The sequence below is a fragment of the Delftia sp. WSY_12 genome (assembly GCF_043104645.1).
GTDB lineage: Bacteria > Pseudomonadota > Gammaproteobacteria > Burkholderiales > Burkholderiaceae_C > Comamonas > Comamonas tsuruhatensis.
In genome coordinates this window covers 1-23,729 of record NZ_JBICKW010000012.1, presented here as the reverse complement: position 1 = coordinate 23,729, position 23,729 = coordinate 1, and the positions used below count along the sequence as shown (strand labels likewise).

Genomic DNA, 23,729 nt, shown 5'->3' with positions numbered 1-23,729 from the left:
GTCAGAACTCGACGGGTTTCAGGTTATCGGCAGTATGCCAGTGCACCACCCCCGCGCTTTCGCTCAGGGAGATTTTCACCAGGCCGCCACGGCAGGGGCCGCCAGCGCAGGCGCCGCTGTCCGGCGCATAGACCGCACCATGGGTTGCGCACAGCAACCAACGCCCGGAATCATCGAAAAAGCGGTCTGGCTGGTAGTCCATCTCCATGGCCACGTGCGTGCAGCGGTTCAGATAGGCATGCGCCTGTCCCTCGAAGCGGATGGCGAATGCGCGACAGGCATGCCCCGCGTAGACCACGTCGAAAGGCACGGCATTCGCACCTTCCTGCAAGGCCTCGCTGGCACACAAAACGATGCGATCAACGGTCACCAGCGCACCTCACAAGCATGGATTCCCGCGCTGACGCGGGCATGACGACTCAACCATGGGCCAGCAGCCACTGATGCAAATCCGCAACACTCTGCGCCACATGCAACGGCTGCAGCACGCCAAAGCCGTCGGTGGGATGCGCGCCATAGCCCACGCCCACGCTGGCACAGCCAGCATTGCGGGCCAGTTCCAGGTCGTGCGTGGTGTCGCCGATCATCAGCACGCGGCCAGGCTCCACGCCGAATTCGGCCATCAGCTCCTGCAGCATCAGCGGGTTGGGCTTGCCGGCGGTTTCGTCCGCCGTGCGCGAGCTGTCGAACATGCCGCGCAGTTGCGGGTCCTGCAGCGCATCGTTCAGACCGCGCCGGCTCTTGCCCGTGGCCACGGCCAGCAGGTGGCCGCGCTCGCGCAGCGCCGCCAGCATGGGCAGCACGCCGGCGAACAGGCTGATGTCGTCCTGGTGCTTGATGAAATGGTGGCGATAGCGGTTGCCCAGCTCCGGGTATTTCTCGGGCGACACATCGGGCGCCGCACGCGCCAATGCCGGCATCAGCGCCATGCCGATCACATAGGAGGCCGCCTCATTGCTGGGGGGCGTGCCTCCCACATCGGCCACGGCCGCCTGAATGCACTTGACGATCACCGCGGTGGAATCCGACAGCGTCCCATCCCAGTCGAAGGCAATGAGGTCGAAGCGGCGCGCACGGTATATCTCGGAAGAACCAGGAGTTGTCATGTCTGCAAGGAGTCAAATCCGGCGTCAGCCGGCGAAACGGGCCAGCTCCTCGGGAAGCTCGGCGCGCAATTCCACCCGCTCACCACTGGACGGGTGTGTGAACTGTAGCCGCCATGCGTGCAGGAACATGCGTTTGAGCCCCTGTTTCTGCAACCGGCGGTTCAGGTCGAAATCCCCGTACTTGTCATCCCCCGCAATCGGGTGCCCCTGGCTGGACAGGTGCACGCGGATCTGGTGCGTGCGCCCGGTCTTGATGGTCACCTCCAGCAGGCTCATGGCCGGCAGACCCAGCAGGGGCTGGGGCGCCAGCGTGCTGCGAACGCGCACCAGCGTGACGGAGCGCATGCCGTCAGGATCATCGGCCGTGGTCACCCGCACGCGGCGCTCGCCGTCGGCCTGCAGGTATTTGTGCAGCGGCAGATCAATCACCTTGCGGTTGGCAGGCCAGGTGCCCTGGACCAGCGCCAGATAGGTCTTGCCGGTTTCGCGCTCGCGGAACTGGTCCTGCAGATGCGTCAGCGCCGAGCGCTTCTTGGCCACCAGCAAGATGCCGGATGTCTCGCGGTCGAGCCGATGCACCAACTCCAGAAAGCGGCTTTGCGGCCGCGCCTGGCGCAATTGCTCGATGACGCCAAAACTCACGCCCGAGCCCCCGTGCACGGCCACACCGGCAGGCTTGTCGATGGCAATCAGATGCTCGTCTTCCAGCAGACTGGGGAAATCCCTGGCGGGCGCAGGCCGCTCGGCCTTTTCGGCGACTTTTTCGGAAATGCGCACGGGCGGCACGCGAACGACATCGCCGGTCGAGACGCGGGTTTCCGCACTGACGCGCCCCTTGTTGATGCGCACTTCTCCACTGCGGATGATGCGATAGACATGGGTTTTGGGAACGCCCTTGAGATGGCGTATGAGAAAGTTGTCCAACCGCTGTCCGGCCGAATCGTCATCGACTTCGATCAGCCGCACTGCGGCAGTGGCTGCGTTCAGGGAACGGTCGTCTGCCGGTTTGCCCTCTATAATGTGTTTCACCTGTGCCGAACTATTTATAAGTGGTTGATTCTCATGGAGTTTAGTCCAAACAACCATTTCCCCGCACAGGCAGGTCGATGCCATCCGGTGTCATGCACGCGAAACAGCAGGAAAAGATGGCCTGCGAAGTTCGTCGTTGCATCGGTTGTGGCTGACGAATTGAAACACTGATACGGAATCTCAAGCTGGCAGAAGGGGTCGGACCCGGCGTCCGCCGCTGCCAGCGGATCAAAAGCGAGCATGTGGATCTTTTGGGCATGGATGGTCACGCTGTGGAGCAGGAAAACGCCTGCGCCCAGGATCATTGCCGCCCCCAAGCCTCCCGCCTGCCCTGCACGTGCAGCAGCTTCGCTTGAAGCTGGACGGCGTGCCTCTCTCATCGCTCTCGTCCCCCTGCCCTTGCCCCCATTGCTGACTTGAGCCAGGTCTCAAGAAGCAAGGCATTCGGCGATTCCTTTCGTTTCAATGCGTCAGTCCGGCATCTCGGCTCCCTCGCGAGCCTGTCTTTGATTACAAGTCAAAGGCGTGACGGTCTGGCAGCAGAGGCTGCACCCCGGCGCGCCCCAGAGAAAACGAATAAAGGAAACGCATCATGAAACGGATGCTCATCAACGCCACGCAGTCGGAAGAGCGGCGCCTTGCCATCGTCGATGGACAAAAGCTCCTCGACTACGAGATCGAGATCGAAGGACGCGAGCAGCGCAAGGGCAACATCTACAAGGCCGTGGTCACGCGCGTGGAGCCCAGCCTTGAGGCCTGCTTCGTCGACTACGGCGAGGACCGCCACGGCTTCCTGCCCTTCAAGGAAATCTCCAAGCAGTATTTCGCCGAAGGCGTCTCCCCCAGCCAGGCCCGCATCAACGAAGTCATCCGTGAAGGCCAGGAACTGATCGTCCAGGTCGAGAAGGAAGAGCGCGGCAACAAGGGCGCGGCCCTGACCACCTTCATCTCGCTGGCCGGCCGCTATGTGGTGCTGATGCCCAACAACCCGCGCGGCGGTGGCGTCTCGCGCCGCATCGAGGGCGAGGACCGTGCCGAACTCAAGGAGGCGATGGACCAGCTCGAGTACCCCAAGGGCATGTCCATCATTGCGCGCACCGCCGGCATCGGCCGCACCGCGCCCGAGCTGCAGTGGGACCTGAACTACCTGCTCAAGCTGTGGAACGCCATCGACGGCGCAGCCAAGTCGGCCAAGGGCGCCTTCCTGATCTACCAGGAATCGAGCCTGGTGATCCGCGCCATCCGCGACTACTTCAACGGCGACATCGGCGACATCCTCATCGACACCGACGACATCTACGAGCAGGCGCAGCAGTTCATGCAGCACGTCATGCCCGAGCATGCCGCCCGCGTCAAACGCTACCGCGACGATGCCCCCCTGTTCAGCCGTTTCCAGATCGAGCACCAGATCGAATCGGCCTACGCGCGCACCGTGACCCTGCCCTCGGGCGGCGCCATCGTCATCGATCACACCGAGGCCCTGGTCTCCATCGACGTGAACTCGGCCCGCGCCATCAAGGGCGGCGACATCGAGGAAACCGCCACCCGCACCAATCTGGAAGCCGCCGACGAAGTCGCGCGCCAGATGCGCCTGCGCGACCTGGGCGGCCTGATCGTCATCGACTTCATCGACATGGAGGAGAGCAAGAACCGCCGCGAAGTCGAGAATCGCCTGCGCGACGCGCTGCGCCAGGACCGTGCGCGCGTGCAGTTCGGCACCATCAGCAAGTTTGGCCTCATGGAAATGAGCCGCCAGCGCCTCAAGCCCGCCCTGTCCGAAGGCGCGCACATCAACTGCCCGCGCTGCGGCGGCTCCGGTCATATCCGCGATACGGAAAGCTCTGCGCTGCAGATCCTGCGCATCATCCAGGAAGAGTCCATGAAGGACAACACGGCCGCCGTGCACTGCCAGGTGCCCGTGGAAGTGGCTAGCTTCCTGCTCAACGAAAAGCGCGGCGAGATCACCAAGATCGAACTCAAGCAGCGCGTCAACGTGATCATGGTCCCCAACAAGTCCATGGACACGCCGCACTACAAGCTCGAGCGCCTCAAGCACGACGATGCGCGCCTGGAAAGCATGGAAGCCAGCTACAAGCTGGCCGAAGAGCTGGACACCGAAACCACGGTGACACGCCGCTCGCAGGAGCCCACCAACAAGCAGACACCCATGATCAAGGGTGTGCTGCCGGACATGCCGGCTCCCATTGCCGAGCCCCGTCCCGAAGGCAGCCGCAACCGCCCGGCCAACGGCCAGCAGCGCGACGCCAAGCCTGCAGCCACGGCGGCAGCGCCCGCACCGGCCGCCGCCCCCGTCGTGGTCCGCGAACAAGGCTTCTTTGCCTGGCTCAAGAGCCTGTTCGGCTTTGGCGCGGCACCTGCGCCGGTCGCAGCGCCCGTGCCGGCTGCCGAAGCCCCCGCACGCGAAGGTCGCCGTGACGGCCGCAACGACAGCCGTGGCCGCCGCAACGAACGCAATGGCGAGCGTGGTGGTGAACGCACCGAGCGCAGCGGTGAGCGCGCAGGCGCCCCCAACGCCGAGCGCCAGGCTGGCGGTGGCGATCGCAACCGCCGCAATGCCGAGCGTGGCGAGCGCACGGAACGCGGTGAACGTGGTGAGCGCCCGGATCGTGGCGAGCGCGGTGAACGCACCGACCGCGGCGAACGCCGCGGCCGTGGCGAGCGCAGCCGCGACGGCGAAAACCGCCAGCCGCTGGAGGCCGTGAACGCCTCCGCAGCCCTGGCGGCAGATGGCAGCACCCTCGAGCAGCGTCCCGAGCGCGCGCCGCGTGGCGACCGCCAGGAACGCGGCGAAGGCCGCCGCGAGCGCGGTGAACGAGGCGAGCGTGGAGATCGCGCCGAACGCGGTGAACGCAGCGAGCGCCAGCCCCGTCAGTTCGAAGTCGCGCCCGAGTCCGAAGAAAAGCTGGACAACCAGGCCCAGCAGCAGGACCAGTCCCTGGACAACGCTGCTCCCGCCTCCGGCGAAGAGCAGCCGCGCCAGCGTCGTTCGCGCGACCGCTACGGCCGTGACCGCCGCGAGCGTGGCGATCGCGGTGACCGTGCAGAGCGCGCGCCGCGTGAAGCCGAAGGCGAAGCCGTGCAGTCCTTCGAGGCCTCCGTGCCCGAGCAGGACCAGCAGCCAGCCCGTCGCAGCTACTTCAACGCCGCCAACTCTGCTGCCGAAGTCCAGGCCCCCGAAGCCGTGGCCGAAGCCACAGTGGCCGCACAGCCTGCGGCAGTTGTGGAAGTGCAGCAACCCGTCGCGGTGCCCGAGCAGCAGAGCGCGGCCTTCGCGCCGGTCGCACCGGCCCCTGTGGCGGCCCCTGCCGTGACGGCAGACGTGCCAGCACCTGCTGCACCTGCCGCTTCTGCTGCTTCTGCCGCAGCCGAGCCCGCTGCAGCCAAGGCCTCTGAGGCAACCGCAGAACGCGGCCTGCCCAAGGTCCAGGCCTACCAGTTGCCCGTGTCCGAGCTGCAGGCGCTGGCCGCCGCCTCGGGCCTGCAATGGGTGGGCTCCGATGCCGACAAGGTGGCCGCTGCGCAGGCAGCCATCGCGGCCGAACCGCAGCCCGAGCGCGTCGTGCGCGAGCGCCCGCCCATGGTCGTGCTGGATGATGGTCCTCTGATCCTCGTGGAAACACGCAAGGACCTGAGCGACCTGCAGCTGCCATTCGAGCAGCAACCGCAGGGCGTGGCCCATGTCTGACCACAGACAGTGACGACACAGGGGCCCTCGCGGCCCCTGTTTGTTTCTGCCGCCACCCCCGTCCATCTGTCTTTCCTCCCTCTCTATCCTGGAGCTTGCGTCCCGCCATGCTGTTGCTGCTCTCCCCCGCCAAATCGCTGGACTACGACACACCGCTGCCGCCGAAGCTGCCACACACGCTTCCCGTCTTCTCCGAACAGCCGCTGGAGCTGATCGAAGTGCTGCGCCGCCAATCGCCGCAGCAACTGTCGGAACTCATGGGCATCAGCGACAAGCTGGCTGCGCTCAACGTGGCGCGCTACGAGGCCTTCAGCCCTCGCTTCACGGCCACCAATGCCCGCCAGGCGCTGCTGGCCTTCAACGGTGATGTCTATGAAGGCCTGCAGGCGCGCAGCCTGGACGCCGAAGACCTGGACTGGGCGCAGCAGCACATCGCCATCCTCAGCGGCCTGTACGGCGTGCTGCGTCCGCTGGACCGCATGCAGCCCTACCGCCTGGAAATGGGCACCCGGCTGGAGACCGCGCATGGCAGCAACCTCTACCAGTTCTGGGGCAGCCGCATTGCCGAGTACCTGAACCAGCGCGCGGCCCGGCAGCCGGCGGGCGAGCGCGTCGTCGTCAACCTGGCTTCGCAGGAATACTTCAAATCGGTAGACTTGAAGCACCTCAAGCCCCCGGTGGTGGAATGCGCGTTCGAGGATTACAAGAACGGCGCCTACAAGATCATCAGCTTCCATGCCAAACGCGCGCGCGGGCTGATGGCACGATTTGCCATACAGCAACGCGCTCGCAGCGCGGCTGAACTCGAAGCCTTCGATCTGGAAGGCTACGCACTGGCGCCAGCTTCCTCGACGCCTGCGCGCCTGGTGTTCCGCCGCAAGACCGCTGACTGAGCCTCGCCGGCCACCGGCCGGCCCCGGCCTCGATGCCTTTGGAGTCCATTCACTGCGGCAAGGGCCGCACTGCACGCCATGAGCCTCAAATCCTCACCAGATTCCCCGAGCACCGCGCAGGACCTGCCGGCGGGTCTCACGCCTGAACTCATGCAATGGGTACGCGACCAGCGCGCATCCGGCATAGGGCCTGCGGCCCTGCTGCGCTCCATGCGCGACGTGGGCTGGAGCGAAGAACTGGCCCGGCGGGCGTTGGACCTGCCCCACCAAGGCGAAGCGGCGCCACCGGCCGTCGTCGTCTCGGCCTCCTCGCTGCCCGAGCCGGACCTCTCCCAGGACCCCACCAGCATCGATGTCGGCGACCGCAAGGTCCAGGTACTGGTCAGCATGCGCAACCCGCGCATCGTGGTCTTCGGCAACCTGCTCTCGCATGAGGAGTGCGACGCCATCATCGCCGCCGCGCGTCCGCGCATGGCGCGCTCGCTCACCGTGGCCACGCAAAGCGGCGGTGAAGAGATCAATGACGACCGCACCAGCAACGGCATGTTCTTCCAGCGCGGGGAAACCGGCATCGTCCGCCAGCTGGAAGAACGCATCGCCCGCCTGCTGCGCTGGCCGCTGGACCACGGCGAAGGCCTGCAGGTGCTGCACTACGGCCCGGGCGCCGAGTACAAGCCCCACCACGACTACTTCGCGCCCGGCGAACCCGGCACGCCTACCATCCTCAAGCGCGGCGGCCAGCGCGTGGGCACCCTGGTCATCTACCTGAACGAGCCCGAGCGCGGCGGCGCCACCATCTTTCCCGAAGTGCCACTGCAAGTGGTTCCGCGCCGGGGCAACGCCGTCTTCTTCAGCTACGAACGCCCCGACCCCTCCACGCGCACCCTGCACGGCGGCGCGCCCGTGCTGGCCGGCGAAAAATGGATCGCCACCAAATGGCTGCGCGAACGCGAATTCCACTGAGCACCATCGAACCCGGGCGCACCAACCCTTATTGACCTTATATGGCCGCCCATGCCTGCGGGCATGGAAATTCAGTTAGCTTCAAAGCCTGGGTCCACGCGCTCCGCGCGGACCGTCCAGGCCTGACCAGCGCCGGCACGGCCGGCCCTTTTTCCATGAACACTCCCGAACAATCCCAGCTGGGCAAAAGCTCTGCCTACATCGACCAGTACGCCCCCTCGCTGCTGTTCCCCCTGCCCCGCGCGCCCAAGCGCGAGGAAATCGGCATTCAGGGAAGCCAGATGCCCTTCTTCGGCGCCGACCTGTGGACGGCGTTCGAACTGTCCTGGCTCAACCTGCGCGGCAAGCCGCAGGTGGCGCTCGTGCATTTCACGATTCCCTGCGAGACCCCCAATCTCATCGAAAGCAAGTCGTTCAAGCTCTACCTCAACAGCTTCAACAACACCCGCCTGGCCGACGCGGCCGAAGTCCAGGCACGCCTTCGCACCGACCTGGCCGAAGCACTATGGCGAGGCAGCGAGCAAAAGGGCAGCATCGGCGTGAAGATCATCGGCCTGGACCGCTTCGACCAGGAAATGGTTCAGGAACTGGACGGCCTGCTGCTGGACCGCCTGGACGTGGAATGCACGCAGTACCAGCCCGCCCCAGAGCTGCTGCACGCCAACCACGAGGAAGCGCCCGTCACCGAGACCCTCGTCAGCCACCTGCTCAAGAGCAACTGCCTGGTCACGGGCCAACCCGACTGGGGCAGCGTGCAGATCCGCTACAGCGGCGCGCAGATCGACCAGGAAGGCCTGCTGCAATACCTGGTGAGCTTCCGCAACCACAACGAATTCCATGAGCAATGCGTGGAACGCATCTTCATGGACATCTGGACCCGCTGCCGCCCCATCAAGCTCTCGGTGTACGCACGCTACACGCGCCGTGGCGGCCTGGACATCAACCCATTCCGCACCAGCCATCCTGGCGCGCTGCCGGCCAACGTGCGCTCTGCACGGCAGTAAAAGAGGCGGCCGGCCATCCTCAGGCCGGCCGTCATTTCAAGCTTTTCACCGGCATGCCGACGCCGCAGCGGCATGCCCGCACTCCTGCCCATCGAGCCCCGCGCCCAGGCTCCTGTCGGCGGCCCGCACCTGAATTCTGAAAAACAGGAATCGTCCTGCATCGATTCAGATTGACTTTTCAGATCACCCTATTTGAGCCTATTTCGCCTCGATTTATCTGCCACGGATGGATCATCGAAAACACGGAATTCACTAAATAGCTTGCTATTGAAATGGCAGCAAAAATCTCCGTCGATGCATTCAGAAACATCGTCAGGAGTTGTCTTAGAGACAAGCGAGAAAAAAGTTCATAGGCTTGGCGGCACAAGAAATGACTTCAGGCAGCAATGAATCGCCGCCTGAAAGTCAGGCATAGGCAGGTGCCTTTTTCCTGCCAATGCCCCACGCAGAACTGTCCTGGCGCGCAGCGCCAAAGCGGCAGTCCACCGCCAACCTTGAGGGAGAGACCATCCATGCATCGCTTTCATTCAGCGCCTTGACGCAGTGCGCTGACGCCAAGGCCCTGTGCCTGGGCACGGCTGATTCCCTGCACATGCGCAATTCGGAAGAACCGCCAGCCACCGCCCTGGTGCCCGCTTATTCCTGAATTGCGTTTTCCCTTTTTCCCGTTTCCGTGATGCACGGCTGCAGCCCTGCGTCCGCCTGCTTACGTCCCTACAGATTCTTCCACCAGCACAGGAGCTTTTGCATGACCACCTTCAATACCTCACTTCAATCTCGCAAGCAACGCGGCCAGGGCATGACCGAGTACATCATCATCGTGGCCCTGATTGGCGTGGCCGCCATTGCCGTCTACCAGTACTTTGGCGAAACCATCCGCGCCCAGACTTCCGGCATTGCCAATGAAGTGGCCGGCAAGTCAGCCAAGAAGGCCATCCAGGCGGCAGAAGCTGCCGCCGGCAAGGCTGATGGAGAGCGCAAGGAAAAGGGCCTCGACGCCTACGAGAACAAGTAAGCGGGCCTGCCCATGCACACCATCACCACCCTGCGCGGCGGTCGGATACGGATACGGAGGCGGGACGGGCAACGCGGGCAGGCTCTGATCTACGGCATCTTTGTCCTGATGGGCGCACTGGCCTCGCTGTTCTTTCTGTTCAACACCGGCCAGCTCTCGCAGGAAAAAACCAAGCTCGTCAGCACGGCCGATGCCGTGGCCTACAGCGCCGGCGTGATGCACGCGCGGGCGCTGAATTTCACGGCCTACGGCAATCGCGCCCTGATCGCCAACGAGGTGCTGGTGGCGCAGATGGTGAGCCTGTCCTCGTGGGCGCAATACGCACAGACCCACGCGGAGAACCTGCCCACGCAGTTCCCCGAATGTGCTGACTACACCGGTTGGGGCGCATTGATCGGTGCTGCATTCCACTACAACGAGATGTACGCGATCATGTGCTACGCCACCGTGCAGTACGCGGGCCAGTACATCCAGCAGATGGCCAAGATGGTGCCGTCGCTGGCATTCGATACGGTCACAGCCGTGGAGGCCAACAAACAGGCAATACAGAAGGCGCACAACCTGCTGCACGCCCGCTCCTACCTGCAGGACATACGCAGCAGTGTGATGAAGGACGTGGCCCAGGCCAACTACGCAGGCGATGGCAGCGTAAAGGTGGAGCCCATAGGCCCCGGTGCCGCCGTAGCGCTGACCGACGACCTTGATGGCTTCACCCAAAGCTACAGCGGCAAGGACCGAGGCCGCATGGCCAAACTGGCTGTGTATGCGGCGCATAGCGACAGATTCACCAAGGAGCGTGTCTGGACGGCCGAGGCAGAAGTGCCTGGCCCAGACGAAATCTGCATCCTCATGTGGCGCAAAAGCGAGGTGCGCCGACGCGGCGGTACCGAACTGGTCAACTACGACGAGTGGATCGCTGAAGACACCGAGTCGTTCTGGCGCGCGCAGCGAAAGGGCGGGCTCATTCCACGCTGCCGACTCAGGGAAGAGCCCATCGCCTGGGGCGAACAGCAGGCCCATCCCGAGGATCAGGATGATTCAGGCGCATGGTTGGGAGGTGCGCGCACCAACGCAAAGGCGTCCAGCCAGGCCTCATCCAACAAGTGGCGCCAATACACCGGCCTGCCCAGCTACTACGACCTGAGCAAGCCGCAACTGACCAAGGACGACGACCCCACGCTGCGGTTCAGCGTGCGCCTGTCGCGGGCGCGCAGCGAATTGCGCACCTCCGATGGCGCCAGCGAAATAAGCAGCACGCCGGACAGCCGCATCAACGCCTATCAGAGCCAGGTCGCCCAAGGCGAAATGGTGGCCGTTGCCACGTCCGAAGTGTTCTTCGAACGCCCTTTGGCACAGCGTCATAACCGCTATGGCGCAAGCCAGGGGCTCCCGCTGGAGCTGCCCAGCCTGTTCAACCCCTACTGGCAGGTACGCCTTATCCACTCCCAAACCGATGTACTTGGCCAGCAGATACGCCAGGGAGGGCAGATCCCATGAACCTCCTGAACCGCGCCCGCTACCCAAGGCGGCAGGCAGGCCAGGCCCTGGTCGAATTCCTGGCCATGGCAGCGCCCCTGCTGGGCCTGTTCCTGCTGATGCCCATGATCGGCAAGTACCAGGACATTGCCCATGCCACCCAGATGGCCAGCCGCTATGCGGCCTTCGATGCCACGGTGCACAACGACGCGGCAGGCAGCTCCAAGCAGCCTGACCAACTGGCAGCCGAAGTGCGCAGGCGCTACTTCAGCCGCCCCGATGCCCCCATCAAGACGGGCGACACGGCAGGTGATTTCGACGCGCACCGCAATCCGCTGTGGACGGACCCTGCAGGCAATCCGCTGATCCCGCGTTTTTCAACCATCTCGGTCAGCTTTGGCGAAAGCCAGTCCACAGCGCACAGCAATGCCTTCAAGGCCAGCAGGGACGGCGTGCCATTTCGCATAGTCCCCCTGGCCAGCCACACACAGCTTGACCTGCGCGCCCAGGGCATATACCGCGCCAACATCTCCGTGCCCCTGGCCAACCTGCCCGCAGGCATCCAAAGCTACACCCCCTTCGACCAACTGAACCTGCGCGTCACACGCCACACCAGCGTGCTTATCGAGCCCTGGGCCTCGCGCTCCGTGGAGCAGACCATGGATCGGTTCGGCCGGCTGGCGCCGCTCAACAGCCTGTTCTCCCCGGTGGAGACGCTGCTGGATGTGGCCATACCGGTCTTCGAGTTGATGGAGGTGCCGGCCCCCAAGTTCGGACGCCTGGACAAGTGGCAGGACATTGTTCCGGCAGACAGGCTCAGGGCCGAATGATGACAACGGCCCGCATGCTCCGTTCCATCTGCCTGGGCCTGCTGACGCCAGGGCTCACCCATGCCTTTGCGCAGGCCAACTGGCCCGAGATCCCGCTGCCCGAACATGCCAGGAGCTACCACATCGGCCAGCAGATGGACCTGGACGGCCTGCCCATGCGGCTGACCGGCTTCGCCACCCGCAGCACACCCAGGCAGACCGGCGACTGGTTGGTGCGCACCCTGGGCCAGCCCCTGATGGACGACCAGCGCGATGGCCGCCGCATTCTGGGCCGCGCCCAGGGCGAGCACTACCTCACCATCCGACTGGAACCCGCCCCCGACGGCGGCACGCGTGGCCTTGTCGCTGTCACCCACCTGCGCGCAGCCTTGAGCGGCAAGGCCCGCAGCCAGGGGGAAAGAGCCCGATGGCGGCGCCTGCTGCCAGCGGGAACCGAGATCGCCAGCCTGCTGAACACCCAGGACGGTGGCCAGCTGTCCACCCATCTCGTTGCCACGAACAGGCACGGCGAGGCGCTCAATGCGCAACGCCTCACTGCGGCGCTGCAGGAGCAGGGCTATGCGCTGGAACGCCGCTTCGACGCCGCCACAGACACCAAGGCCCACGCGTTCGGCTCTGAGACCGGCGCCATCACGGTGCTGATGCGCGGCCCGGGCAAAGAGGCGACGGCCGTCATTTCCCGCAATGCGCTGGGCCTCACCAGCATCGTTCTCGTCACCAGCGTGGCGGTGGAGACCGCGCCATGAAGCTTGCCCATCGCCTGCGCGGCCAGTCCTCGGTGGAGTACGCCGTGGTCTGCGCGGCCCTGGCCTTCGCGCTGGGCGTCGGCATGGTGGACAGCAACAGCGTGCTGCACCAGTTGCTGCTCGCCCTGCAGGCTGCCTACCAGAAGTTCAGCTTCGCCCTCTCCCTGCCCATTTGACCCGTCAGCCATGAACTCCGCACTCGCCCGAATCACCGCCCTGCGTCCCAACAAAACCTGGGTCGCTCTTGCCATGGCCCTGGCCATCGGCCTGGGCGCAGCCGTCATTGCACGCAGTTACCTGCATCGCCAGATGGAGGCCATAGAAGCGCGCGGAAAAAGCAAAACCCGGCCGCTGATCGTTGCCAAGCGCAATCTCAGCAAAGGCGAGCCCATCTCCAAGGAGACCATTGCCGTGCGCGACGTTCCCCACGACTACGCGCACTCGCTGGCCATCGGCCCCGAGGATTTTTCCCGCATTGCAGGCCGCGCGCTGGAGCATGGCATGCAGCACGGCGACATCCTGCTGTGGAACCTGCTCGAAGGCGACAAGGTGCCGACCTTCTCGGCCCGTATCGAGGTAGGGCGGCGCGCCATCACCGTGCATGTGGACGAGATCAACTCCATCTCGGGCCTGCTGGAGCCGGGGGATGCCATCGACCTGATGCTCACCCTGGATCAGAAAGGCCGCAAGACCACCTTTCCACTGCTGCAGAACGTCCAGGTCATGGCCACCGGCCAGCGGTCCGTGGATGACCCCAGAAGCGGTGAGCGGCGCCAGTACTCCACGGTCACGCTGGACACCTCCAAGGCGCAGGCCCGCAGCGTGATCATCGCGCGCGAGGCGGGAAAGATCACCGCCTTGCTACGCAATCCCAAGGACTCGGAGGTTGTCGAAGAAGACAGCGCTGCCATGGCCGCCCTGCTGGGCCTGGCAGGCGACGTGCAGTCCCTGATTCAGACAGCGGGCGCAGCGCAATCACCGGGCCGAGCCGTTCCCGTGCTCTATGGCGGACGCCGCATGGACTTCAAGCCCGAAGACCTGCTGCTGCGCCAGGACAAGGCCCACGATGCCGGCGAAGGCCCGCCCGAGGCAGCCGCAGCCCCCACGCCTGTGCAGCCAGCCCCGCAAGCCGCACTGCAACCAGGCCAGGCTCCTCTTTTCCCTGCGTCCTTCCCGATCCAGCCAAGCGCGTTGCCTCGCTGAAGGCGTCTCACCCGCTCCTGCCTTTTTCATCGCTCCATGCGCCTGATCCCAATGTCCATCCGTTCAGCCCACACTGCATCCCTGTCCGCCCGCTCCAGTCCAACGCCCTTTCTGCATGCCTTGCGCTGCGGCTTCGTGCTGGCACTGGGCTGGAGCCTGGCCGGCCCGGCAACAGCCCAGATACCAGAGGATGCAACAAGCTCTGCGCAGTCCCTAGGCATGCCGGGTGGATTCGCGCCCATGCTGCAGGGCGTGCCCAGCCGCGAGGCAGCGGCGGGCCAGCCGTACCGCCCCATACAGAAACCGGACGACCAGGCTCGGGTGCCGGAAATCGAGATGTTCGTGGGCGAATCGCGCGTCTTCCCCAGCCCCGGCGTGGCGCGCATTGCCGTGGGCAATGGCCGGGTGCTGACGGCCGCCGCGCTGGACGAGCGCGAGGTCATCATCTTCGCCAACGAGATCGGCACCTCCTCGCTGTTCGTGTGGAACGCCGACGGCCGATATCAGCGCGTCAAGATCCATGTGGTGCGCGGCGACACAAGCCGCCATGCGCGCGAGATCGCAGCCTTTCTCAGCACCATCCCCAACGCGCGGGCCTCCATCATCGGTGACAAGGTCGTGGTCGAAGGGGACCATCTCAGCGATGTCGATCTCAAGAAGATCGAAGACCTCAGAAAGCACTACCCGCAGATCATCAACTTCACCAACCAGATCGGCTGGGAGCAGATGGTGCTCATGGACGTGAAGGTGGTCGAATTCCCGGTCAATGAGCTGCGCGAATTCGGCTTGCGCTGGACCGCCCAGGGCGGGGCCAGCGTGGGAGGCATCTGGGCGCCGGCGCGGCGCGGCCATCAGCCCGGTCTGGTCATCGGCGTCCAGAATCCGCCAATCACCCCGGACAGCGGTGACAAAGGCCCGCTGCCCCAAGGCCTGAACATCCTCACCGCCGTCAACATGGGCCTGACCGCAAAGCTGGACCTGCTGGCCCGCGACGGAAAGGCCAGCATTCTTGCCCAGCCCCAGCTGTCGGCTCGCAACGGCTCCAAGGCCGAGTTCCTGGCCGGTGGCGAATATCCGTACTCCGTGGCCACGATCTACGGCCCCGTGGTCATGTTCAAGCCCTACGGCGTCAAGCTGCGCATCACGCCGCGCGTGGACCGCAACGGCGTCATCAGGGCCGAGATCGACAGCGAGGTCAGCAACATCGACCCGTCGTTCTCCACGCCCTCGGGGCCCGGGTTGAGCACTCGGCGCACCTTCACCGAATTCAACGTCCAGGACGGCGAGACCATGGTGCTGGCCGGCTTGCTGTCGCGCAAAGGTGGCGACAACGTCGACAAGGTTCCCTTCCTGGGAGACCTGCCCGTGCTGGGTGCCCTGTTCCGGTCCCAGCGATTCCAGAACGAAGAGACCGAATTGGTGGTCTTCGTCACGCCCACGGTGATCAACAGCCGATCGCCGGGCCTGCTGCAGCGCGTGGAAGACGCCGGTGCGCGCCTGGGCCAGCGCTACGGTCCCCAGCCCTACCTGACCGAACCCGGCCCTGCGCCCGAGCATCCTCCCCGGCTGGCGCCCCTGCCTGTGGCCAGCGCAAGCGCCAGCATCGCGGCGCCTGTGCAGGAACTCCCCGCGCCAGTGCGGCCCCTGCCCGCACCGGCCACCGCGACCCTGCCCGAACACTGGCCCGCCCTGCCGCACACCGGCAACCCGCTGGCCTCCGCGGCAGCAGCGGACCAGCCGCTGGTCAACCACTGGCGCGTGGTGCATGACGGGCTGGCCTTGCATGCCGAACCTCGGGCGCAAAGCGACACCCTGCTGCAACTGGGCCAAGGCAGTTTCGTGCGTGCCGCACCCGGTTCATCTGCCGCCCACAACCCGCACTCCGGCTGGCGCGCGGTGGCGGTCGCAGCCCTGACGGGCTGGGTGCGCGATGAAAGCCTGCAGCCCGTCGCGCACGTCCCCGGCATGAAGCCCGCACCCGACGGACCCCATGCGCGCCAGGCGCGGCAAGGCCGGGCTCTCACGCCCCATGAATCCGGCGCCACCACGGGCCACTCCGCACCAGGCACCTACCGTGTGGGCCTTGATCGGCTTGCCCTTCGCGTGTCCCCCGACATCAACGCCCCCGTCCTCCAGAACCTGCCCGTGGGCAGCCTTGTGCAGGTGCTGCCCCAGGCCCCGCAGGCCCAGTTCTCGGCCGTGCGCATCAATGACCGGCTGGGCTGGGCCGAGACCCAGTGGCTTTCTCCCCTGACCTCCGCAACCGGCAGCCCCCCATGATCGACCTTGAAATCATCCACCCCGACGGCCGGCACCAGCCGTTGAGCGTGCCCGATATGTGCTCCATCGGCAAAGGCTCCCAGTGCGAAGTCCGCCTGGACAACTGGCGCCTTGCCAAGGAGCATGCACGCCTTTTCACCAGCCCCTCGGGCGTGCTGATCGACGACGCAGGCAGCTTCGGCGGCGTGCTGGTCAACGGTCAGCGCATCACCGCCCAATACGGCCCGCTGCAAAACGGCGACCTCATCGGCATTGGCCCGTTCCAGTTGCGCATCCTGAACAGCGGTGAAGAGCCGCAAGCCGCGCCTTTTCCTGTACCGGCCGCAGCGCATGCCGCCACCACAGCGCCCATGGAGAGCACACAGGACACGGCGCTGGCAGCGCCTGCCGACGCGCCCGAGCCTGCGGCAGCCGAGCCCGGGGACGCCCACTTTCAGGCGCTGCAATTCGAATGGCGCAAGCGCCTGCACACCAAGCTCATCGACACCATGGACCTGCGCCGCCATGACGTCTCCAGCATGTCCGACGAACACCTGCGCGCCGAGGCGGACCGGCTCATCGCCAGAACGCTGCAGGACATGGACGACGAGATACCGGCCCAGCTGGACCGCAACGCGCTGCGCAGGCAGGTTCTGGACGAGGCCGTGGGGCTGGGGCCGCTGGAGGAATTGCTGGCCGACGAAACGGTCAGCGAAATCATGGTCAACCGCTTCGACGAAATCTATGTCGAGCGCGCGGGGCGCCTGCAAAAGCATGCCCTGAGCTTCACCAGCGATCGCGCCGTCATGGGCGTGATCGAGCGCATCGTGGCACCGCTGGGCCGGCGCATCGACGAATCCTCGCCCATGGTCGATGCACGGCTCAAGGACGGCTCGCGCGTCAACGCCATCATCGCGCCGCTGGCGCTCAAGGGCTCCACGCTGACCATCCGCAAGTTCGCCAGGCGCAAGCTCAATGCCGCCGACCTTGTGCAGTTCGGCGCGCTCAGCCCGGCCATGGCCGACTTCCTGCGCATCTGCGTGGAGGCCCGCAAGAACATCATCGTCTCGGGCGGCACGGGGTCTGGCAAGACCACGCTGCTCAACATCCTGTCCAACTTCATCCCGTCCGGCGAACGCGTGATCACCGTCGAGGACGCCGCCGAACTCAAGCTGGCCCACGAGCACCTGATCAGCCTGGAGTCGCGCCCCGCGAATGTCGAAGGCAAGGGCGGCGTGCCCATCCGAGAACTGGTGCGCAACACCCTGCGCATGCGCCCGGACCGCATCGTGGTCGGCGAATGCCGCGGCGCCGAGGCGCTGGACATGCTCCAGGCCATGAACACGGGCCATGAGGGATCTCTGACCACGCTGCACGCCAACACCCCGCGAGACGGGCTCGCCCGGCTGGAGACCATGGTGCTGATGGCCGGCATGGAACTGCCCTTGGCGGCCATACGCGAGCAGATCGCCAGCGCCGTGGACATCATCGTGCAGCAGACCCGCTTTGCCTGCGGCACACGCCTGGTCACCCACATCTGCGAAGTCAGCGGCATGGAAAGCGGAAAGATCCAGCTGCAGGAGCTGTTCCGCTTTGCCAACAAAGGCTATGCCGCCCAGGCCAACGGCCTGGCCAAGGTGCAGGGCCTGTTCACCGGCTGCGATGTCGTTCCCCACTTCTACGACGAACTGCGCGCCAGCGGCCATGCGCTGGACCTGGATATCTTCCGTCCGGGCTCCGAGAGCGCGGACCTGCATGCCGGAGAGCGGCCATGAGCGGGCTCTCGCCAGACACCGTCCTGGCCCTGATCACGGCCGTGGTCGCCCTCTGCGTCGGTCTGCTGACATGGCTGGCCTTGGACCTGGGAGGCTCCACGCTCAGGCGCTACCGGGCCGGCTTCACGGAGCGCGCCGGCTTTCAGGCCGCGGAATTCTTCCTCTTCATCGACCCGCGCAAACTCTTCCTGGCCAACCTGGCAGTCATGTCGCTGGGCGGCGTCCTGGTGTGGCTGGTCAGCGGCAGCCATCTGCTGGCTGTGCCCGCCTTCTTCGCGCTGGGGCTGCTGCCCCGGCTGCTGTACCGGCACATGCGCAAGCGCCGGCTGCGCAAGTTTGAAGAGCAGTTGCCCGATGCGCTGATGATGCTCAGCGGCGGCCTGCGCGCCGGCATTGGCCTGAGCAGCGCCATCGCCCAGCTTGTGGCCGAGTCCCGCCCGCCGCTGAGCCAGGAGTTCTCGCTGATGCTGCGCGAGCAGCGCCTGGGCGTATCCCTGGAACAGGCACTCAATCACCTGAGCCTGCGCGTGCCCACCCAGAGCACCGTGCTCATCACCTCGGCCATGCGCATCGCCAGCGAAACCGGAGGCGGCCTGGCCGAGACCATGGAACGCACGGCCTCCACCGTGCGCAGCCGGCTGCAAATGGAAGCCAAGATCGGCTCCCTCACCGCCCAGGGAAAACTGCAGGCCTGGGTCGTTGGCGCCCTGCCCCTCGTCCTCATGCTCATCCTCGACCGGATGGAGCCGCAAGCCATGTCCATGCTCTGGCACTCCCGCGTGGGCTGGGGGGCGCTGGCCGTGATCGCCTGCTTCGAGGCCATGGGCATCTATGTCATCCGAAAGATCGTCGCCATCGACGTCTGAAGGCCGCACCATGGACTCCAACACCGTGATACTAGCCCTGATCGCTGTGGCAGCCGGACTCAGTGCTGCCCTGGTGGCCTGGCTCCTGGGCCACTCGATGAGCAGCGTTCCCGCCGAGGACCGCAGCTACAAGGATCCGCCGCCACTGGCCCTGCGCATGGTCTGGTGGCCCATCCAGTGGATCAGCCACCACCTGTCGCCCCGGCTCGGAACGGGCAGAACCGCGCAAGCCGTGCAACTGCGGCTGCGACAGGCGGGACTGGACTACGCGCTCAGTCCTGCGCAGTTCATCGCCAGCCGCATCGTCGGCGCCGGGGTGGCCGCGCTGGCGGCCTGGTGGCTGGTCTCCAGCTTCGACGGCCTGCCCCGGGGCGCCGATGGCGGTGCACGCCACATCGCCCTGCCCATCTATCTGCAGGCCATGGCCGCAGGCGCACTGCTGGGCTGGGCCTACCCCGCCATCTGGCTCAGGGATCGCATCGCCGTGCGCCGGCGCGAACTGCTGCGCATGCTGCCCTTCTTCCTGGACATCATCACGCTGTGCGTGGAAGCCGGCCTGAACATGCAGGGCGCCATGACCCAGGCCGTGGCCAAAGGCCCCCAGGGACTGGTGCGCGACGAATTCCAGCGCGTGCTGCGCGATATACGCGCCGGCAAGGCGCGTGCCGAAGCACTGCGCGGCATGGCCGAGCGCCTGAACGAGCCGAGCGTCGCCAACTTCACCTCCGCCGTGATCCAGGCAGAGAGCATGGGCATGAACCTCGGCCCCGTGCTGCGGGCACAGGCCGATCAGCGCCGCTCCGAACGCTTCATGCGCGCGGAAAAACTCGCGATGGAAGCGCCCGTGAAGATGCTCTTTCCGCTGATCGCCTTCATCTTTCCCTGCACCTTCATCGTCTTGCTGTTCCCCATAGCGATGAAGCTGTTGAACTCGGGTCTGTGATGCGGATGCCGCCCTCCCCCTTCCTGGTGCGCCAGGCCTGCGGCTTCTGGCAGCGCCTTGCCGGCCTCATGGGCCAGGCCCAACCCGCCGCCCGCTGCGCATTGCTCATCGCGCGCTGCACCAGCGTGCACACCTGCTTCATGCGGCAGGCCATCGACATCGTCTACCTCGACCGGCAGGGCCGCATCACCGGCCTGCGCCCTGGCGTTGACCCCTGGCGCTTCAGCCGGGGCGGACGCGGCAGCGCCCATGTGCTGGAGATGCGTGCAGGTGCCATCGCCTGCCAGGGCCTGGTGCCGGGCATGCAGTTGCAGCCCTGGCCCATCGAAGGTGCCGGGGCTGCGCTGAACGTCTGCGCCTTCACCCCTGACGGGTCCAACTCCTAATACAACGCCGCGGAGGTGCCCACACAACGCATTGCCCAGAACACACCAAAGTGAATTGCCAGCCGGCCCTGCCGGCCTTCCTCCACTACGCATTGAAAAACCGACGGACATGCACCATCCATCCATCACCTCTCCCACAGACCACGGTGCCACGCACATGCGGCTGACACACCCTTCATCCTGGCTACTGGCCTGCGCCGCTGGCCTGGCCCTGACCGCCTGCGGTGGCGGCTCCGGCAACGAAGGCGGCGCGGGAGACCCAGGCCCCGGAGGCACCGCCAGTTCCGGCGTCTTCATCGCCCCCTCAGGCCCGCTGTGCACCAAACTCAGCAGCACGGGCAGCTGTCTGCAACCCACCTCATCGGCCATTGAGGAGTCTGACCTGATCAAACTCATCACCGATCCCGATGCACAAACGTCGTTGATCGATTTCAGCGGCATGGGTGTGATCCACAACACCACACTCACCTATAGCCAGCAGCCGGGCCAGGCCATCGAAAGCAGTTTCATCTACAGCTCCTACGGCATGGCAAGGCGCGACTTCCAGGTAGGGCGCAACACCTTCATCGTGCAGGGCAGGCAGTACCCGCAAGTCACGCACTACCCGGAGGCGGGCCAGAGCCACTACAAGAACATCAGCGGCGATGCAGGCGTCATCTTCCTCGTAGGACCACCGGACCAGCACGAGGAAGGCATCTGGGGCACCACCTTCTCGGAAGGCCAGAACCTCAGCATGGTCGGCCGCATGCCCAACATGCGCAGCGAAAACACCAACTGGATTTCCGCCATCAGACTGCTCACCGACCAGAGCCAGGCGCCGAGCGAGCCGACCGTGACCTATATCGGCAGTGTCAGCACGCTGGCCGGCACGGCACAACGGCTGGACCCGTACACCACCGACATACTGGACACCGGCGTCAACTACGAGGCGGAATTCAATACGGCCACGGGCAAGCTCACTGGCGTAAAGATCGACTACACAGACCCCAAAAGCCAGAGGCGCACAGTGATGGAAGTGCCAGAGCTGACGTTTGTGAACTCGCAGTTGATCCCTGACTCGCGCAGCCAACGCATCAACGTCGTGCTGGAAGGCCCTGCGAGCGACGTCCGCGCAGATGCTCCACGGCCCGACACACCCCTCACCCGGCAGGACTACACCCTCGATGGCCTCGAAGGCGAAATCACCGGCAAGCAGGCCGAGATCATCCACATCCTCGGCGCCGGCCCCCAGGGCACCATGCAATTGATGCTGATGCGCAAGGACAAGGCCGGACCGGACGTGCCCATCCACATCCCCCTGCCACACCCAAACAGGCCCTGAAGCATGGCCAGCGGGTGGATACAAGCCCGTCCGCTGGCCGCAAACCTGCAGGCATCCTCATGCGCCAGAGCACCTCATTCCGCAGGCCGCGCCAGCGCGGCAGCGCCATGGTCGAGTTCACCGTGGTCGGCCCCATCATCACCCTGCTGGGGCTGGCCCTGCTGCAGTACGGCCTGGTTTTCTTCAACAAGAACCAGATCAATCACGCCAGCTTCATGGCCGCCCGCGCGGGCACCATGGCCCATGCGCGCATGGACGATATCCGTGACGCCTATCTGCGCGCCATGGTTCCGCTGTATGGCGGTGGCAGCAACAGCACCGAACTGGCGGATGCCAAGGCCAAGGCCAAGGCCGACCTTAAAGACCACCTGCGCATCGACCTCATCAACCCCACGCGCGAGAGCTTCGAGGACTGGAGCGAGCCCCACCTGAAAGAGAAATATGGCGTGCCCGCCATCCCCAACGCCGGCCTGGCGCACCGGGACAAAAAAGACATTGGCAGCAAGTCGGGCCAGAGCGTGCAGGACGCCAACCTGCTCAAGATCCGCGTCACCCACGGCTACGAACTCAAGATCCCGCTGGTGCGCGGCATCTACCAGCACTACCTGCGCTGGCTGGACGACGGCAGCGACCCCTTCCACACCGAACTCATCCAGCACGGTCGACTGCCCATCGTCGCGCAGGCCACCTTGCACATGCAAAGCGACGCCATGCAAAGCGATGCCACGGTATCCATCCCCGACACAGGCAACAAGGGCAATCCGCAGGACCCAGGCCAGCCCGATACATCGGAACCCGGTGAACCGCCCGATTGCGAAACCGTGGGCTGCACCACGGTCGGGCCGCCGGGGCCGGGCGATGAGGGCGATGAAGACGACGGCGGCGATGGCACCGGAGATGGAGGAGATGGAAATGGAGATGGAGGCAATGGAGATGGAAACGACAACGACTGTAAAGGGGCTGACTGCCCCAACTGCACGGGAGACGCATGATGTTGAATAGACCCCATCTCACCCCCCTGCTGGGCAGCGCCCTGCTGTGCATCGCCTCACTGCTGGCCCAGGCCTCCCCCGCAGCCGCCGCCCCCAACCTGGGCGGCGGCTCCAGCAAATGCGACCCCACCGTGCAAAGCTGCGCCCCCGGCACGGGCGGCGGCATCGACCTCGGCGGTGGCGGTGGCGGCTCGGGCGGCGGCACCTGCACCCCCACGCCCGGCGGCAGCCCCTGCGGCGGCGCCGGCCCCGCCACCCAGGGCAACTCCAGCAGCACCAACCAGGGCGCAGGCAACCCCATCCACCTCATCAACGGCAACAAATACCAGCGCGAAGTGGACATGCCCGCCTTGCCCGGCGTGCTCGGCCTGGAAGTCGTGCGCCACTACAACAGCAGCTACAGCCGGGCCTACGTGCCGCCAGGCCTGCTCGGCCGCGGCTGGCTGCTCAGCTACGAGGCCCGCCTGTACGACCACCCCACCAACCTGCAGATCGTGCAGGCCGACGGCACCCGCATCATCTTCAGCAAGCTGCGCGAGCACCCCAGCCTGTGCGCCAGCGAGCAGCCGGGCAACGGCATCGTGCGCATCGAAGGCACGGATACAAAGGGCACCAAGGAAACCACGCCCGGCCAGGAACGGCACTACACCTGGCAGTGGATGGACGGGCGCGAGCTGCGCTTCAACCACCGGGGGCGCCTGACCCGCATCAGCCTGCCCTCGGGCGAACAGGTCCGCCTGGACTACAACGCCAAGGGCAACCGCCTGCTCAAGGTCACCGACCCGCAGGGGCGCAGCCTGCGCCTGCACTACGCCCAATCTTCGGGCGAGGACAGCTTCACCGGCGTGCAGGCCATCGACACCCCGCTGGGCCGCATCGGCTACCGCCACGGCAGCGCACCGTTGCCCGGCAGCACCCAGCCCCAGGCCAAGCTGAACGCCAGCCTCGTGCAGGTCAGCCTCCCGTCGGCCGATGGCCAAGCCCCGGTCCAGCGCCACTACCACTATGAGGACCCGCGCCACCCCACCTTGCTCACGGGCATCAGCGTCCAGGGCCAGGGCAGCGACGGCAAGCCCATGGACGAGCGCATCGCCAGCTACGCCTACGGCGACACCGGCCGCGCTATCTTGAGCGTGCGCGGCCCGCCGGACAGCCAGCAGGAAAAAGTCACCCTGGACCTCAGCCAGCCCTGGAAGAACACCCTCACCAACAGCCT

The 23,729-nt window shown here is 65.7% G+C and carries 21 protein-coding genes; 18 read left to right on the top strand and 3 right to left on the bottom strand.

Annotated elements, in window-relative coordinates; translation table 11 throughout:
- Position 1: 1 nt before the first annotated feature.
- Genes ACF8LI_RS05630 through ACF8LI_RS05620 form a run of 3 tightly spaced genes read right to left on the bottom strand, consistent with a single transcriptional unit; the run spans position 2 to position 2,192 of the window.
- Positions 2-370 (bottom strand): Rieske 2Fe-2S domain-containing protein, encoded by a 369-nt coding sequence (locus ACF8LI_RS05630; protein WP_016451170.1) that lies wholly within the window; start codon positions 368-370, stop codon positions 2-4.
- 49 nt (positions 371-419) lie between these two features.
- Complete coding sequence (locus ACF8LI_RS05625; protein ID WP_016451169.1) at positions 420-1,106, bottom strand: HAD family hydrolase; 687 nt, start codon at positions 1,104-1,106, stop codon at positions 420-422.
- 24 nt (positions 1,107-1,130) lie between these two features.
- Positions 1,131-2,192 carry an RluA family pseudouridine synthase gene (locus tag ACF8LI_RS05620; RefSeq protein WP_016447804.1) on the bottom strand — a complete coding sequence of 354 codons (1,062 nt, stop codon included), beginning with the start codon at positions 2,190-2,192 and terminating at the stop codon, positions 1,131-1,133.
- Positions 2,193-2,727: 535 nt separating this feature from the next.
- On the opposite strand from ACF8LI_RS05620, the gene ACF8LI_RS05615 reads away from it, so the two are divergent.
- From ACF8LI_RS05615 to ACF8LI_RS05530, 18 genes are all read left to right on the top strand, one after another.
- A complete protein-coding gene (locus ACF8LI_RS05615; RefSeq protein WP_034363825.1) occupies positions 2,728-5,841 on the top strand; it encodes an Rne/Rng family ribonuclease in 3,114 nt (1,037 codons plus the stop codon).
- A gap of 107 nt (positions 5,842-5,948) precedes the next feature.
- Positions 5,949-6,734: a peroxide stress protein YaaA gene (gene yaaA, locus ACF8LI_RS05610; protein ID WP_016447806.1), complete on the top strand. Its 786-nt coding sequence runs from the start codon at positions 5,949-5,951 to the stop codon at positions 6,732-6,734.
- 78 nt (positions 6,735-6,812) lie between these two features.
- Entirely contained in the window at positions 6,813-7,697 is an 885-nt protein-coding gene (locus ACF8LI_RS05605; protein ID WP_016447807.1) for a 2OG-Fe(II) oxygenase, read from the top strand.
- 155 nt (positions 7,698-7,852) lie between these two features.
- Positions 7,853-8,701 carry an NADPH-dependent 7-cyano-7-deazaguanine reductase QueF gene (gene queF, locus ACF8LI_RS05600; protein WP_016447808.1) on the top strand — a complete coding sequence of 283 codons (849 nt, stop codon included), beginning with the start codon at positions 7,853-7,855 and terminating at the stop codon, positions 8,699-8,701.
- Positions 8,702-9,449: 748 nt separating this feature from the next.
- Complete coding sequence (locus ACF8LI_RS05595; protein ID WP_016447810.1) at positions 9,450-9,716, top strand: Flp family type IVb pilin; 267 nt, start codon at positions 9,450-9,452, stop codon at positions 9,714-9,716.
- 12 nt (positions 9,717-9,728) lie between these two features.
- A complete protein-coding gene (locus ACF8LI_RS05590; RefSeq protein WP_392414761.1) occupies positions 9,729-11,213 on the top strand; it encodes a pilus assembly protein TadG-related protein in 1,485 nt (494 codons plus the stop codon).
- Complete coding sequence (locus ACF8LI_RS05585; protein ID WP_392414762.1) at positions 11,210-12,022, top strand: hypothetical protein; 813 nt, start codon at positions 11,210-11,212, stop codon at positions 12,020-12,022. Before ACF8LI_RS05590 ends, ACF8LI_RS05585 begins: the two co-directional genes overlap by 4 nt.
- A 14-nt stretch (positions 12,023-12,036) precedes the next feature.
- Entirely contained in the window at positions 12,037-12,768 is a 732-nt protein-coding gene (locus ACF8LI_RS05580; RefSeq protein ID WP_392414763.1) for a hypothetical protein, read from the top strand.
- The gene (locus tag ACF8LI_RS05575) at positions 12,765-12,944 is read left to right on the top strand and encodes a hypothetical protein (protein ID WP_016447814.1); all 180 of its coding nucleotides are present in this window, start codon (positions 12,765-12,767) and stop codon (positions 12,942-12,944) included. Before ACF8LI_RS05580 ends, ACF8LI_RS05575 begins: the two co-directional genes overlap by 4 nt.
- A 10-nt stretch (positions 12,945-12,954) precedes the next feature.
- Positions 12,955-13,971, top strand: coding sequence for a Flp pilus assembly protein CpaB (cpaB, locus tag ACF8LI_RS05570; protein ID WP_061287410.1), 1,017 nt, complete (start codon positions 12,955-12,957; stop codon positions 13,969-13,971).
- Between the two features lie 51 nt (positions 13,972-14,022).
- The gene (locus ACF8LI_RS05565; RefSeq protein ID WP_392429808.1) at positions 14,023-16,251 is read left to right on the top strand and encodes a pilus assembly protein N-terminal domain-containing protein; all 2,229 of its coding nucleotides are present in this window, start codon (positions 14,023-14,025) and stop codon (positions 16,249-16,251) included.
- The gene (locus ACF8LI_RS05560; protein WP_392414765.1) at positions 16,248-18,005 is read left to right on the top strand and encodes an ATPase, T2SS/T4P/T4SS family; all 1,758 of its coding nucleotides are present in this window, start codon (positions 16,248-16,250) and stop codon (positions 18,003-18,005) included. Before ACF8LI_RS05565 ends, ACF8LI_RS05560 begins: the two co-directional genes overlap by 4 nt.
- Positions 18,002-18,871: a type II secretion system F family protein gene (locus ACF8LI_RS05555; RefSeq protein ID WP_016447818.1), complete on the top strand. Its 870-nt coding sequence runs from the start codon at positions 18,002-18,004 to the stop codon at positions 18,869-18,871. The genes ACF8LI_RS05560 and ACF8LI_RS05555 overlap by 4 nt, the downstream gene beginning before the upstream one ends.
- Before the next feature lie 10 nt (positions 18,872-18,881).
- Positions 18,882-19,814: a type II secretion system F family protein gene (locus tag ACF8LI_RS05550; protein WP_034363837.1), complete on the top strand. Its 933-nt coding sequence runs from the start codon at positions 18,882-18,884 to the stop codon at positions 19,812-19,814.
- A 5-nt stretch (positions 19,815-19,819) separates the two neighbouring features.
- The gene (locus tag ACF8LI_RS05545) at positions 19,820-20,200 is read left to right on the top strand and encodes a DUF192 domain-containing protein (protein ID WP_227469496.1); all 381 of its coding nucleotides are present in this window, start codon (positions 19,820-19,822) and stop codon (positions 20,198-20,200) included.
- A gap of 157 nt (positions 20,201-20,357) precedes the next feature.
- The gene (locus tag ACF8LI_RS05540; RefSeq protein ID WP_016447821.1) at positions 20,358-21,521 is read left to right on the top strand and encodes a hypothetical protein; all 1,164 of its coding nucleotides are present in this window, start codon (positions 20,358-20,360) and stop codon (positions 21,519-21,521) included.
- 59 nt (positions 21,522-21,580) lie between these two features.
- Positions 21,581-22,513 (top strand): TadE/TadG family type IV pilus assembly protein, encoded by a 933-nt coding sequence (locus ACF8LI_RS05535; protein ID WP_151019794.1) that lies wholly within the window; start codon positions 21,581-21,583, stop codon positions 22,511-22,513.
- A partial coding sequence (locus tag ACF8LI_RS05530) for an RHS repeat domain-containing protein (protein WP_392414766.1) occupies positions 22,513-23,729 on the top strand: 1,217 nt, incomplete at its 3' end. The genes ACF8LI_RS05535 and ACF8LI_RS05530, both read left to right, overlap by 1 nt.